The following is a 13,697-nucleotide window of genomic DNA, read 5'->3' as shown; positions in this document are numbered from 1 at the left end:
AATATATACTACAAATATAGAAATAAAATTTGACAAAAAAAAGACTTTCATCAGAAAGTCTCTCAATTATTTGCAATTTTTTTTACCTCGCCAAAGTGTCAAACTCCCGAAGGACGGCGAGAACGTAATCGTCCTCCTCGGCTTCGTCTACGCCCCGAAATACGACAAGAGGAACTACCTCAGACAGGTCGAATCGATCATGTATTCTTTCGAGTGGATGGACGATACTGAAAAAAAATCCTAATTTCACTGCAAAAAATTTTGGCGGTATAGAAAATATATCTATCTTTGCACTCCATTTCAAACCGCGCCAAACGGCGAGAAATGATGATGGTGGATTCGTATAACGGTTAGTACTCAAGATTTTCATTCTTGCAATAGGGGTTCGATTCCCCTATCCACTACGAAAACAAAAAAGAGAAACAATGGCAAATCACGCATCAGCAGCAAAGCGCGCCCGCCAAAGCGAAAGGCGCAGATTGCATAACAGGTATTATGCAAAGACAACAAGGAATGCCATCAGGGCATTGAGGAACACGACAGACAAGAGCCAGGCCGAGGCCATGCTCCCTAAAGTTTATTCAATGATTGATAAATTGGCCAAAATCAATGTCATTCATGACAACAAGGCGGCAAACCTCAAGAGCGGTTTGGCTGTTTATATCAATAAGCTCTAAGATTTAAAGGCAGATTTAAAGGGAACCGGCTTTCAAGCCGGTTTTTTTGTTTATTTTTGCACCGTGGGCTGGTCTGAAGAGGGCAGAGAGATGAAGATAACCGAATGGAAAGAGAAGGACAGGCCGCGCGAAAGGTTGGAAACCAACGGGGCGGGAGCATTGAGCGATGCGGAACTGATTGCAATCCTCATAAGGACAGGTTATGGAGGGAAGAGGAGCGGTGTCATGAAGAGCGCCGTGGACTTGGCGAGGGAACTCATACGCCTTGCGGGGAATTCGCTTTCGGGACTGTCCGCAATGTCGTTGGAACGCATGGAAACCATGCCGGGGATGGGAAAGGCCAAGGCGGTTACGGTGAAGGCGGCATTCGAACTGGGGCGCAGATTTGCGAGCGAAGAGGCCATGACTGCCGCCGGAAGTCCGATTACGGATTCGCAGAAGGCATTCAAGCTGCTGTTTCCCCTTCTTAAAGACCTCGATCACGAAGAATGCTGGGTAATATACCTCAACAGGGGCAACAGGGTGATTTCAGTAGACAGGGCATCGAGCGGCGGCAGTTCATCGACCGTAATAGACAGAAAGGCCATCCTGAAATCCGCGCTGGAAAAACTCGCAAGCGGCATCATACTCGCACACAACCACCCTTCGGGAAACCGTTTCCCGGGCCAGAACGACATAAGGGAAACGAAGGCGCTGAAAGAGGCGGCACGGACGGTCGACATCGCGCTTTTGGACCATATAATCGTAGCGGGAAAAAATTATTACAGTTTCTCGGACCACTCGCCGGACAACAATTTTTAGGAGTTTCTTGGATTGTCGGACGGTTATTCATATTTTTGCACAATCCATTGAAATTTTTAACCCATACGACATGAAACTGATAAATCTCGGGGCGGCAGACTCCATCCTCAACAAATTCATCGCCGAAATGCGCGATATGAACATCCAGACGGACAGCATGCGTTTCAGGCGCAATCTGGAAAGGGTCGGGGAAATCTTCGCCTACGAAATCAGCAAAACGCTGTCATATTCCGGAAAAGATGTGGAAACTCCGCTGGGAATAGCCAGATGCTCCACTCCGGACGACGACATAGTCATAGGCACGATACTCAGGGCCGGACTCCCGCTGCACAATGGGATACTCAACCTGTTCGACAATGCACAGAACGCCTTCGTAGCGGCCTACAGGAAATATGACAAGGAGGGAAACTTCGAAATCAGGACCGAATATGCGAGCACTCCGTCGCTGGAAGGGAAAATCCTGATACTTGCGGACACGATGCTGGCTACCGGGTCCTCGCTGCAAATCGTATTCGAAAGGCTCTGCGCGGATTTCGGGAAACCGCGGCACACTCATTTCGTATGTCCGATTTCAAGCCAATATGCCGTAGAGCACATCAAGAAACATTTCAGGGGAGAGCCTGTCACGCTATGGGTTGCAGCAATAGACGAAGAACTGACATCGCATTCATACATAGTCCCGGGCCTCGGTGATGCCGGAGACCTGGCTTTCGGAAGCAAGCTGTAAACTGTTTCGGGAACAAGCTGTAAACTGTAAAGGGCCTTGCAGCGCTAAAGCTCCTTTCGCTAAAGTTCCTTTCTCAGACGTGCGATAGGGATGTTCAGCTGCTCACGGTATTTCGCCACTGTCCTGCGGGCCACCTTGTAGCCCTTGGAAGACAACAGGTTTACAAGCTCCTCGTCGGTGAGGGGCTTTTTCTTGTCCTCGGCCTCCACGCACTCCGACAGCACTTTCTTGATTTCCCTTGTGGACACTTCCTCGCCGGTATCGGTCGAAAGCCCTTCGGAAAAGAAATATTTCAGCGGGAATATCCCGAAATGCGTCTGTATGTATTTGCTGCTTACAACCCTCGAAATGGTAGAGATATCCAGCCCGGTCATTTCGGCTATGTTTTTAAGCACCATAGGTTTCAACTTTGACTCGTCCCCGTCTATGAAATAGTCGTGCTGGTACTTCAGAATGGCGTTCATAGTGCTCAGGAACGTATTCTGGCGCTGTTTTATGGCTTCTATGAACCATTTTGCCGAATCAATCTTCTGCTTGACGAACATGGCCGCCTCCCTCCCTTCGCGGGCCGAGCCCTTGGCCGCATTTTCCAGTATTTTCGCATACTTGGAATTGACTTTCAGCTCTGGAACTGAAAAACGCGGAAGCGACAGTACCAACTCCCCGTCCTTCAGTTCAAGCAGAAAATCGGGAACGACCTGCTGGGCCTGCTCGGTATAGTTGTCATCTATGGCTCCGCCGGGCCGCGGATTAAGGTGTACTATTTCCGAAATCGCCCCTTTCATGTCCTCTTCGGAAATCCCGAGGCGGGAAATAATTTTCGGATAATGTTTCTTCGTGAATTCCGGATAATACTTCGTGAGTATTTCTATGGCATTACGGACATCCTTCGTCTGCTCCTTCGCCTTCAGCTGCAAAAGCAGACATTCCTGCAAATCCCTCGCCCCTACCCCCGTAGGCTCGAATTCCTGGATGACCTTCAGCATCCTCTCCACTTCCTGTTCATCCGTGGTTATCCCGGACTTGAATGCCATGTCGTCCACAAGGCTTTCAAGGTCCCTCCTCAGATATCCGTCATCATCAAGGCTCCCTATTATGAATGAGGCAACGGTACGTTCATGCTCGGAAAGCGGTTTATAACCCAACTGATGCTCAAGGCTCTGGTGAAAACTTTCCTTGACGGAAAACGTATTGTACTGGGGACGTTCGTCCTTTCCGTAATTATTGACGTATGTCTTGTATTTCGGTATAGGGTCGTCCTCGGAATAGGCATCGAGCGAAAGGTCCTCCGCTTCCCCCTCCTCATCCGTCTCGGCCTTCGTGTTCTCGTCGAGCACCGGATTTTCCTCCAGCTCCTTCTGTATCCTCTGCTGCATCTCCAACGCCGAAAGCTCCAGAAGCTTTATGGTCTGAATCTGGAGCGGAGACAGCTTTTGTGTCTGTTTTTGGACTAAACCCTGTTTTATTCCTGAATTGTTCATGAATGCAAATATACATTTTTTTCCTATATTCGCATCTGAAAACAACAACCGTTATGGAACAGCAAGACATCATGCATGTGGATGTGGCTGAAATACTGAAAAAAAAGGCACCGGACAAGGCCCGGTTCGTTCCGGGATTCGTAACATCGTGGCTGGCGCGCATCATCCATCAGGATGAAATCAATACCGCACTGGCCCGTTTCGGAAAATGCGAAAGTGTCGATTTCGCGGACAACATAGTCCGGCACACCCTTGAAGCCACATATACGCCGCACGGTATTGACAGGTTAGACACATCGAAACGCTATGTCTTCGTATCGAACCATCCGCTCGGAGGGCTCGACGGCATGGTGCTGATAGCCTGCATCGGGAAAAGATTCAAGGAGGTCCGCTTCGTGGTGAACGACCTGCTCATGTTTCTCAAACCGCTGGCACCGATTTTCGTCCCCGTGAACAAATTCGGCAGGACAGGGAATGAAAGCGCCAGGGCAATCAACGAAGCATTTGCGGGGGATGCCCAGATACTGTATTTTCCGGCCGGTCTCTGCTCCAGAAAACAGAAGGACGGAATCTGCGACCTTCCATGGAAAAGCACCTTTCTGAAGAAAGCCAAGGAATACGGAAGGGATATAGTCCCGGTCTTTTTCAACGGCAGGAACTCCGCATTTTTCTACAGGCTCGCAAAATTACGCAAGGCATTGGGTATCAAGTTCAATATCGAAATGATGTTCCTTCCGGACGAAATGTTCAGGCAAAGGGGGAACAGCTTCGAGCTTTATTTCGGGGAACCGATTCCCATTTCATCCATCGATTCGAGCAAAAGCATGAACGAATGGGTCGAAACAATCCGTAACGCTACTTACAAACTTAAACCAACAAAATGAAACCGATAATTAGCCCGGTAGACAAAAAAATCCTCATAGAGGAACTCACTAAAGACAAACTGATAAGATATACCAGGAAAGGGGAAAACGAGTTGTACGAAGTGACGGCCGCCGACTCTCCTAACGTAATGAGGGAAATAGGCAGGCTGCGCGAAATCACGTTCAGGGATGCCGGAGGCGGCACGGGAGAGGAAGCCGACATAGACCGTTACGACACAGACCCGTCGCACCCTTATCGCCAGCTGATTGTCTGGGATCCGCATGAATGCGAAATAATCGGCGGATACAGGTATATTTTCGGAAAGGGCATAGAGGTTTCAGACCTGGCTACCTCGGAGCTGTTCACTTTTTCAGACAGCTTCATAAAGGACTATCTGCCATACATGATTGAACTGGGCCGCTCATTCATACAGCCCAACTATCAGGGAACCAGGACCCGCAAGGGACTGTTCGCATTGGACAATCTGTGGGACGGACTCGGGGCCCTGATTATGAAATATTCAGACTGCAAATATTTTTTCGGGAAGGTGACCATGTACAAAAAATACAATGTCGAAGCCCGCAACCTGCTCCTGAATTTTGCACATAAATATTTCAACGACCCGGACGGGCTGGTGCGCCCTATAGCCCCGATCGACATAGACGAGGGCAACCCTCTGTATTCGGAAATTTTCGACGGGCTCGAATATAACGAAGCATACAAAAGACTTTCGCACGAAATCAAGGAGAAAGGCGAGCACATACCTCCCCTTTTCAATTCATACATGAATCTGTCGCCGACGATGAGGACATTCGGAACCGCCGTGAACGACCTGTTCGGAAACGTGGAAGAAACGGCCATACTGGTTACAATTCCGGATATTTTCCCGGAAAAACTGAGCCGTTACACCTCACCGCTGCAACAGTGGAGCCAGCGGCTGAGGTACAGATGGTGGAAAGTCGCGAGCACCATCAAAAAAAGACGTTCTCGGAAGGCTCCTCTTTCGGAATAATCAGAGTGACGGTATCCAGATATACAGGATTGTTCCTGTCGACAGGGGGATACGAAATATCTTCCTTCACCAAGAAGGCGGCAGGATAGATGTTTTTAATCTTTGCAAGCCGCGACATGGCTTCGGAACGGGTGCGGAAATCGCCCACCGTCACCTTAAAATAAGGGTTTGCATAGCTGCGGTAGGTCTGCATTTCAGGGAAAAGGAAACGGAATTCCTTCTCAATCCTCTCGGATTCGGCCCTCGCATTCTGCCTGTTGTCGAAAAAAATCCTTATGCGGTAACCCGGAATCTTTCTCTCATGGTTGAGCCTGACGTGCTGCGCCATGGCAGTACGCACCGTAAGGCTCTGGCCGAGTTCCACCCCGGGCAGCAATTCAAATATGTTTTTCCCCTCCAGAAGTGTATCAGCCAGAGGATACTGCACATACATGACCGTATCCTTGAAAGTGAACAGGGAAGTATCTATCAACAGCGTAGTATCTGCCAGCAGGGTTGTGTCCGCAAGCAGGGATGTATCCGCATGGGACCCGCCACCCGATAAAACATCCGGTTTGTCCGCATCGGTGCGGATGGAGTCCGTCGGAGGACATGTGACAAAACTGCCAAGAAGAAGGGTGGAAAATACGGCAGGAACAATCAGAATGTCTTTGAGTCTCATCTTACAAAATCCATTATTTCGTCAAACTTCACATCCCGCACCCTTACAGTGTGCCTTATGCCTTGTTTCATTTTCAATTTAACCGTCGCATCCACCGTTATGCCCTCTGCCCTTGCAATGGAAGAAACTACCCCCAACATTTCAAAGGGCGATATGGAAGCGGACAACGACAGGGTCATCGGAAACATGCAATCCGACGTATTTCCATGAGGCACGGACACCGGCGAATCCAAATCGAACTCCGCAAAATCGCGCCCGTCCCTCTTTACCGTCCCCGAAATCGAGGTTACGGTAAAATCCTTCGCGGGATTGTCTATCGAAAGGCGTACAGTCGCCCGCACCCCCGTAAAACCTATGTTTTCCAATTCGGCTATGCTATAATCCGTAATCCTTATGTCCCTCATTTTCGTACAGGACACCGCCACGGCAAGCAGGGCCAATATCAATAATGCGTATTTTCTCATCTGCGTATTGTCAAAACAACCATAATCTGCAAATTTAGTACAAATTCCGTACATTTTGACCGAGGACACCCGGCCGCGGGAAAAAATATCCCACAAACCATCGCAGAATAGAAAATCCCGGGAGGAACGACTGCTTGGAGCGAGTAGAATATTTACAAATATCTAATTGTCAATTATTTAAGAAAATACAACTCGCTTTCGACCATGTCCGCACGTCCCTCAAAAGCGAGTTAAATTTCAACAAACAACTGATTATTAATAACTTAGCAAAATTTAACTCGCTCCAATCGGTGTCCCGCATATTTTTCACCCCACAGCCATCTGGTTCCTTTTGAAATAATTGATAATCAACAACTTACAAAAAACAGGCTGGATTTGGGTACTTCACGACATACCCAAGCGCAGGTCCAATTTTACTAATTTACTAATTATCAGTTACTTATTAAACGATTGGATGGACATGGGGTTGAAAATTGTCAAGCGCAATGCTGTATTCCGGAACGAATATGGGGCCGCGACCATAGCAATTTGAATAAATTCGTTTGCTCTGCTCTCGGCTTCTGCGATATTCGGCTATGCCGGAAATACTGTTCACGCCTCGGCAATACAAGCTCGACGGCTTGCATTACATGTTCCGCCAGCTGTATCCGTGAGTCCAAGGCCTCCCGTCTCCTCCGGACGAAACATGCCAATGAAGATTCAACACCGAAGTGCAACACATAAAAATGAAAAAGGGGAACCGAAGTTCCCCAGGGATCAATTAAATTTGTGTTGCTCTATGTATAATCAACTGACCCGGGAGCAAAGATACGCAATCTATCTGGGAATACAAGAAAAAAAGACACAGGCAGCCATTGCTCGGCAGATAGGTGTCAACAGGAGTACGGTAAGCAGGGAAATCCGCAGGAACAGCAACCGCCATGGGAGGTATTGGTGGTCGATAGCGCACGAGCGGGCACTGGACAGGCGTGAGAGGACGGTAAGGAACAGGGAGACACCGGCAGATGTTCTCCGGGAGGCGATGAGGCTTCTGCTGGCAGAGGAGTGGTCACCGAAGCAGATATCGGGTTACCTGATGAAGAAGGACGTCAGGATATCGCACGAGAGAATATATGAGATGATCCGGAACGATGAAAGTGGAGAGTTGAAGAGTCATTGCCGTCACAGGATGAAGTACCGGAGACGCAAGAAGCGGAGGCGTCCGACGGTGGCGACGAACATACCGGAGAGGGTGAGCATCCATGAGAGGCCGGCGGAGGCGGACGGCAGGAGGTTCGGGGACTGGGAGATGGACACGATAGTAGGGAAAGGGCAGAAAAGTGCGATACTGACCCTGTGCGAGCGGAGCAGGAACTACCTGATAATGGAGAGGCTACCGCACGGTATGGATCACGAGAAGGTCGCGGATGCCGTCATCAGGCTGCTCTATCCGTACAGGAAGAACGTGCTGACGATAACCACGGACAACGGGTTTGAGTTCCGTTCCCATAGGAAAATAACGGAAGCTCTGAAAGCCACGGTTTACTTCGCGGACAGCTACGCTTCCTGGCAGAAGGGCAGGATTGAGAACATGAACAAGCTGGTCAGGCAATACCTCCCGAAAGGGACGGATTTCAAGGAACTTACGGATGAATTCATCCACTCCGTACAGCTGAAAATCAACCGAAGACCAAGGGAAAAGTTGAACTTTTCTACACCCAAGGACGAGTTCTTTAGACTTTTGTTATAATTTTGTCTCGTGTTGCACTTGCTCGTTGACTCTGCCCGAAACATGCCAATGCAAATGAATTTGCATTGCTCTCGGCTTCTGCGTATATTTGCATGATTTAAGCATTTTAATAACGGATGAAAGACTTCAAATCGGTCAGGCCCATAATCGACGAAAAAAGGCCTGGGCTATACATAGAAACCTACGGCTGTCAGATGAATGTCAATGACAGCGAAGTCATACTGTCCATACTCGAAGGTCAGGGATATGCCTTGTGCGAAGACATGGACAGGGCCGATATCATCGTAATAAATACCTGCGCCATAAGGGACAATGCCGAGCAGAGAATCTGGGGAAGGCTTGATGTTTTCAGACAACTGAAGAAAAAACATCCTGTCACCGTATGCATAGTAGGGTGCATGGCCGAAAGGCTCAAAGACAAACTTCTGGAGCATCCGGCAGTTGACATAGTGGCTGGCCCGGACTCGTACCGGGAACTGCCGGCACTCATAAGAAACCTTTCCGAAGCCGGCAACGGCAAGCAGATAAACGTTATCCTCTCCAGCGAGGAAACCTACGCAGACATATCTCCAGTAAGGATGGACAAAAACGGTGTTTCCGCATATATCTCGATAATGCGCGGTTGCAATAACGTATGCTCCTATTGCGTTGTACCCTACACGAGAGGGGTCGAAAGGAGCCGTGATTACCGCTCGATTCTCCGCGAAGCGGAAGAACTGGCAGCAAACGGATACAAGGAAATCAACCTGTTGGGGCAGAACGTGGATTCATATCTCTGGAAAGGGGACGGACAGACGATAAACTTTGCGGCACTGCTTAAAATGGCCGCTGAGCTCCTGCCGGAAATACGTTTCCGATTTTCCACATCCCACCCCAAGGACATAAGCAACGAAGTGCTTGACACAATGGCGGCATACGACAACATCTGCAAGCACATACATCTTCCCGTACAGTCCGGCAGCAGCAGGATGCTCGAACTGATGAGGCGCAAATACGACAGGGAGTGGTACCTCGAAAGAATCAGGAAAATACGGGAAATCATGCCGGAATGCGCCATAACCACCGACATAATCGCCGGATTCTGTACCGAAACCGAAGAAGATCACAGGGATACGTTATCGCTCATGGAAGAAGTCGGTTTCGACGGAGCCTTCATGTTCCAATACTCCGAGAGGCCAGGAACCCTTGCCGCAAGGCACTACCAAGACGATGTGCCGGAGGAGACCAAAACCCGCAGACTGAACGAAATCATACAGCTTCAGAACCGGATTTCCCTCGAAAGGAACAGGAAAGAAATCGGAAAACGGATGTCAGTACTTATAGAAGGAGTTTCGAAACGCAGCGAAAGCGAGCTTTTCGGGCGGGCATCCAGCAATAAAGTCTGCGTATTCCCGGCTAACGGATATAAAACAGGAGAATATGCGGAAGTCGAAGTTACCGGCTGCACATCAGCCACACTGATAGCAAAAACATTATAAATAAAATTATAAGGAGGAAAAACAATGACAAAAATGAGAAGCACTTATATCGGAGGTTTCCGCACTGAAATCGAACACCTCCAATCAGGGAACAAGGTAATAACGGACGCCCCACTCGACAATCACGGAAAAGGGGAATTTTTTTCGCCGACCGACCTTTTCGCCTCATCACTTGCGAGCTGCATGCTTACCATAATGGGACAGTCCGCCGAAGCGCACGGCTTCAACATAGACGGGACCCGCATCGAAATAGAGAAGAAAATGGGAACCAATCCCCGCCGTGTAATCGAAATAGACATAGACATCTATTTTCCTGAAGGCTCCAGTTATTCGGACAAGGAAAAACGCTTCATCGAGGCGGCAGTGAACGGCTGCCCGGTATCGAACAGCCTCAATCCGGAAATTGTCAAAAACATAGTTTATCACTATTGAAAAAAACTTTGAAGCACACCCCTTTACGGGCGTGGCCACTTCAAAGTGTTAATTATTAATAATTTATTACAGTCCTACTTAAAAACTGCTGTGGATTTCAAGGGCTTGAAAACCCTTTGAAATCCACAGCTCCTTTTATCTCAATCTTATGCAATATACTAATTTTCAACACTATAGCTCCTATTCATCATTTTCACAGTGTGCCCTCTGGTAAATTCCAATGGCAAACGGGATGCCGACGACAAACGGGACTCCGATGACAAACGGCAAATGGCTAAGACCTGCCTCACTTCCCGGCGACCAGGCCCTGTTTCTTCATAAGGGCATCGGATTCCGGGTCGCGGCCCCTGAATCGCCGGTACATTTCCGCAGCATCCTCGGTTCCGCCTTTTGAAAGGATGTTCCGCCGCAGCGAGGAAGCCACTTCCCTGTTGAAGACACCTTTCTCCTCAAACAGCGAAAACGCATCGGCCTCAAGCACTTCCGCCCACTTGTACGAATAATATCCGGCTGAATAGCCTCCACCGAAAATATGCGAAAATGATGGCGAAAATGCCGTTCCGTCAATGACAGGAAGCACGGAAATGCTACCCAGCACTTCGCGCTCGAAAGCCTCCACGTCCATGACATCGGAACGGTCGGAAGAATACCAGGCCATATCAAGCACGCCGAACTGCAACTGACGCAACTGCGCATAACCTGCAAGATAATTTTTAGAGTCGATTAACCTCTTTACCAACTCTTCCGGTATCATATTCCCCGTAACATAATGACGGGCAAAAGTATTCAGAAACTCCGGCTCGAATGCCCAGTTTTCCATTATCTGCGAAGGGAACTCGACAAAGTCCCACGGCACGTTAGTCCCTGACACCGAAGAATATGTGCATTTCGAAAACGTCTCATGCAAAGCATGCCCGAATTCGTGCAGAAGGGTCGTGACTTCGTCATGCGTGAGCAAAGACGGCATGGAAGACGTCGGTTTTGTAAAATTTGTCACGATACTGATACACGGCCTATGGTCCTTGCCTCCGATAACATACTGGCCGTAAAAAGCATCCATCCATGCCCCCGCATTTTTGTTTTCCCGCGGAAAGAAATCCATATATATCAGAGAAAGGTGTGTCCCGTCCGCATCTTTGACATCATAGACCCTGACATCCTCATGATATACGGGAAAATCCGGAAGTTCCTCGAATGTCAGCCCGTATAACCTGCCGGCCAAAGAGAAAGCCGCTTTCACCACTCCGTCCAATTCGAAATAAGGTTTCAATTCCTCTTCCTTCAATGAAAAACGCGATTCGCGGTATTTTTCTGACCAAAATGAAAAATCCCACGGCATCATTTTTTCGGAAAATCCGCATGAGCGCGCATATTCTGCCACTTCAGAGACATCCCTGCGGGCAAAAGGCAGGGTCTTTTCCACCAAATCGCCGAGAAATCCGTTCACGTTCTCCCTGTTTTTGGCCATCCTCTCTTCGAGTACATAATCCGCATAACTCCCGTATCCCAACAGGTGCGCAATTTCATTTTTAAGAGAAACGATTCTATTTATAACCCGGCAATTGTCGTATTTTCCTCCATAAGCCCTTGTGTTGAAGGCCGTCCAAATCCGTCTCCTCGCATCCCTGTCAGTACTGAATTTCAGGAACGGGCCCATGCTGGCACGCGCCAGAGTAAACACCCACCCTGACATATTCTTTGTACGGGCCTCCTCGGCTGCCGCCTCCTTGACATAATCGGGAAGCCCACCGAGCCCGGATTCATCTGTCACGTGCAGCACATAATCATTCGTGGCGTCAAGAAGGTTTTTCTCGAAAGCCAGACGGGCCAGGGACAGTTCTTCAGACAAACGGCTGAAAAGCTTTTTCCCGTCTTCGTCCAGGCCCGCCCCGTTTCTCACAAAAGCCTTATAAGTCTTTTCAAGCAACATCGCTTCCTCATCGGACAGGGACAATGCCTCTTTCCTGTCATACACATGCTTCACTTTTGATAACAGGCGGCCGTTCAGGAATATGTACAAAGAATAGCCCGTCATCATCGGTGTGATTTTTTCGGCGATTTCACGTATCCCGGGGCTTGTGCAGGCCGAATTCAGGCAATAAAAGACACCGGCGACCCTGTCAAGGGCCTTTCCGCAACGGTCCAGGGCGGCAATGGTATTTTCAAAATCGGGCTCTGCTCCATTATCGGCAATCGAGTCCACTTCTTTTTTCGCAGCGGCTATTGCGGCCTCGAACGCCGGCACAAAATGCTCCTCACGGATTCTGTCGAAAGCCGGAGCTCCGTAAAGCAAGGCCGAATCTTCAAAAAGGGGATTCCCTACAACACCTGTCATATCAATAATATCTGTCATAGTTTCATCAAATATCCGAATGCAATCCTGTATCTTATATCGTAACACTCGTATGTACGGCAAATACCGTATCCCCGGCAACCTGTAAAGAAACTTTTTGCAAAACCTTCCTTTTCCAGTTCTGACAGCCTGGACCATGGGCCGGCCGCCTTTTCCAAAACCTTGTGGTTTTTCGCAAGTTTCCTGTTCACGCCCTCCATAAGCCGCCTTTCGGAAACATGCAGACGGTTGTTATATGCATTCCTGCAATAGTCTCCGCAAAATTTCTTGTCGCATCTGCCCGACAACGGTTCGCCGCATTCCAAACAACAATTGGCCCCGGCAGCACAATCCTTCTTCTCCATAGCCTTAAAATTTATCAATGCAATTTAGAAAAATTAAACCGAAATCTTGAAAGAGAAACGAAAATTTTCAAAATTTTGCAAATCAATATCCGCCGGTATCCGTTTACAAACGAAAATAAATACTTAATAACCGAATACGCCGGACTTTGCTTCCGTACTTTGCCCCAACAAAATTTTTGAATCATGGATTATACATTGAACAGAATCGAACTGAGAGGAAACGTTGGCGAAGATGCCAAAATCAACAGATTCGGAGACAACTGCGTAGCGCGCTTCAAAATCGCGACAAACTATTCTTACCGTGACAAGGACGGAAAACCCGTAATAGAGACGACATGGCACAATGTCGTAGCATGGGAAGGGCGCGGCATGCCCGATTTCGCCTCTATAAAAAAGGGAACTTTCATCTATGTATGCGGAAGGCTGCGCATATCCAAGTTTACCAACAACGATGGAGAAGAGAAAAGGATTTATGAAGTAGTCGCCAACAGATTGCAGATAGCGAATCCCGAGGATTTCGCATAGACAAAAGGACGGAAGACATGAACAAAAAGAGGGACGGCAATCCATAATTGAAGTTTAATTAAAATCAGACCACACCTGCATTATCCCAGATTCCCGTCCTTCTTTTTGAAAAAAATCAAAACAACTTCTTAACTTTGCGCAAGACTTCT

Annotated in this window: 15 protein-coding genes and 1 tRNA gene; 11 read left to right on the top strand and 5 right to left on the bottom strand. The window is 48.4% G+C overall.

What is annotated here, in order from left to right; genetic code table 11:
* The 5 genes from B5F83_RS08915 to upp form a co-directional block, all read left to right on the top strand.
* On the top strand, positions 1-244 hold a 244-nt coding region (locus B5F83_RS08915; RefSeq protein WP_204207368.1), incomplete at its 5' end, for a DUF4837 family protein.
* An 88-nt stretch (positions 245-332) separates the two neighbouring features.
* Positions 333-404, top strand: a tRNA-Glu gene (locus tag B5F83_RS08910).
* Positions 405-425: 21 nt separating this feature from the next.
* Entirely contained in the window at positions 426-677 is a 252-nt protein-coding gene (gene rpsT / locus B5F83_RS08905) for a 30S ribosomal protein S20 (protein ID WP_087279693.1), read from the top strand.
* 90 nt (positions 678-767) lie between these two features.
* Positions 768-1,478, top strand: a complete 711-nt coding sequence (gene radC / locus B5F83_RS08900; protein ID WP_087279696.1) for a DNA repair protein RadC — start codon at positions 768-770, stop codon at positions 1,476-1,478.
* Positions 1,479-1,548: 70 nt separating this feature from the next.
* Positions 1,549-2,205, top strand: a complete 657-nt coding sequence (gene upp / locus B5F83_RS08895; RefSeq protein WP_087279699.1) for a uracil phosphoribosyltransferase — start codon at positions 1,549-1,551, stop codon at positions 2,203-2,205.
* Positions 2,206-2,264: 59 nt separating this feature from the next.
* On the opposite strand, the gene rpoN is transcribed toward upp, so the two are convergent.
* Complete coding sequence (gene rpoN / locus B5F83_RS08890) at positions 2,265-3,686, bottom strand: RNA polymerase factor sigma-54 (RefSeq protein WP_087279702.1); 1,422 nt, start codon at positions 3,684-3,686, stop codon at positions 2,265-2,267.
* A gap of 53 nt (positions 3,687-3,739) precedes the next feature.
* Here rpoN and B5F83_RS08885 point away from each other — a divergent pair, with 53 nt between their 5' ends.
* A complete protein-coding gene (locus B5F83_RS08885) occupies positions 3,740-4,570 on the top strand; it encodes a 1-acyl-sn-glycerol-3-phosphate acyltransferase (protein WP_087279705.1) in 831 nt (276 codons plus the stop codon).
* Complete coding sequence (locus B5F83_RS08880; protein ID WP_087279708.1) at positions 4,567-5,562, top strand: GNAT family N-acetyltransferase; 996 nt, start codon at positions 4,567-4,569, stop codon at positions 5,560-5,562. Before B5F83_RS08885 ends, B5F83_RS08880 begins: the two co-directional genes overlap by 4 nt.
* Here the strand turns inward: B5F83_RS08880 and B5F83_RS08875 are convergent.
* Both B5F83_RS08875 and B5F83_RS08870 read right to left on the bottom strand, forming a co-directional pair.
* Positions 5,522-6,223 carry an SPOR domain-containing protein gene (locus tag B5F83_RS08875; protein WP_087279712.1) on the bottom strand — a complete coding sequence of 234 codons (702 nt, stop codon included), beginning with the start codon at positions 6,221-6,223 and terminating at the stop codon, positions 5,522-5,524. The genes B5F83_RS08880 and B5F83_RS08875 overlap by 41 nt on opposite strands.
* Positions 6,220-6,687: an LEA type 2 family protein gene (locus B5F83_RS08870; RefSeq protein WP_087279716.1), complete on the bottom strand. Its 468-nt coding sequence runs from the start codon at positions 6,685-6,687 to the stop codon at positions 6,220-6,222. Before B5F83_RS08870 ends, B5F83_RS08875 begins: the two co-directional genes overlap by 4 nt.
* 778 nt (positions 6,688-7,465) lie before the next feature.
* Between B5F83_RS08870 and B5F83_RS08860 the strand changes: the two genes are divergently transcribed.
* The 3 genes from B5F83_RS08860 (at position 7,466) to B5F83_RS08850 (ending at position 10,326) form a co-directional block, all read left to right on the top strand.
* Positions 7,466-8,416, top strand: a complete 951-nt coding sequence (locus B5F83_RS08860; protein WP_087279722.1) for an IS30 family transposase — start codon at positions 7,466-7,468, stop codon at positions 8,414-8,416.
* A gap of 116 nt (positions 8,417-8,532) precedes the next feature.
* Entirely contained in the window at positions 8,533-9,894 is a 1,362-nt protein-coding gene (gene miaB / locus B5F83_RS08855; RefSeq protein ID WP_087279725.1) for a tRNA (N6-isopentenyl adenosine(37)-C2)-methylthiotransferase MiaB, read from the top strand.
* Between the two features lie 33 nt (positions 9,895-9,927).
* On the top strand, positions 9,928-10,326 hold the full coding sequence (locus B5F83_RS08850) for an OsmC family protein (protein WP_239383852.1): 399 nt from the start codon (positions 9,928-9,930) through the stop codon (positions 10,324-10,326).
* Between the two features lie 286 nt (positions 10,327-10,612).
* Here B5F83_RS08850 and B5F83_RS08845 read toward each other — a convergent pair whose 3' ends face one another.
* Together B5F83_RS08845 and B5F83_RS08840 are read right to left on the bottom strand one after the other, a co-directional pair.
* Entirely contained in the window at positions 10,613-12,679 is a 2,067-nt protein-coding gene (locus B5F83_RS08845; protein ID WP_087279730.1) for a M3 family metallopeptidase, read from the bottom strand.
* Complete coding sequence (locus B5F83_RS08840; RefSeq protein WP_087279732.1) at positions 12,676-13,023, bottom strand: hypothetical protein; 348 nt, start codon at positions 13,021-13,023, stop codon at positions 12,676-12,678. Before B5F83_RS08840 ends, B5F83_RS08845 begins: the two co-directional genes overlap by 4 nt.
* A 183-nt stretch (positions 13,024-13,206) precedes the next feature.
* On the opposite strand from B5F83_RS08840, the gene B5F83_RS08835 reads away from it, so the two are divergent.
* Entirely contained in the window at positions 13,207-13,548 is a 342-nt protein-coding gene (locus B5F83_RS08835) for a single-stranded DNA-binding protein (protein ID WP_087279734.1), read from the top strand.
* The last annotated feature ends 149 nt before the right edge of the window (positions 13,549-13,697 follow it).

Source organism: Muribaculum sp. An289 (assembly GCF_002159555.1).
Lineage (GTDB): Bacteria > Bacteroidota > Bacteroidia > Bacteroidales > UBA932 > Merdivivens > Merdivivens faecigallinarum.
This window is presented reverse-complemented; position numbering and strand designations above follow the sequence as displayed.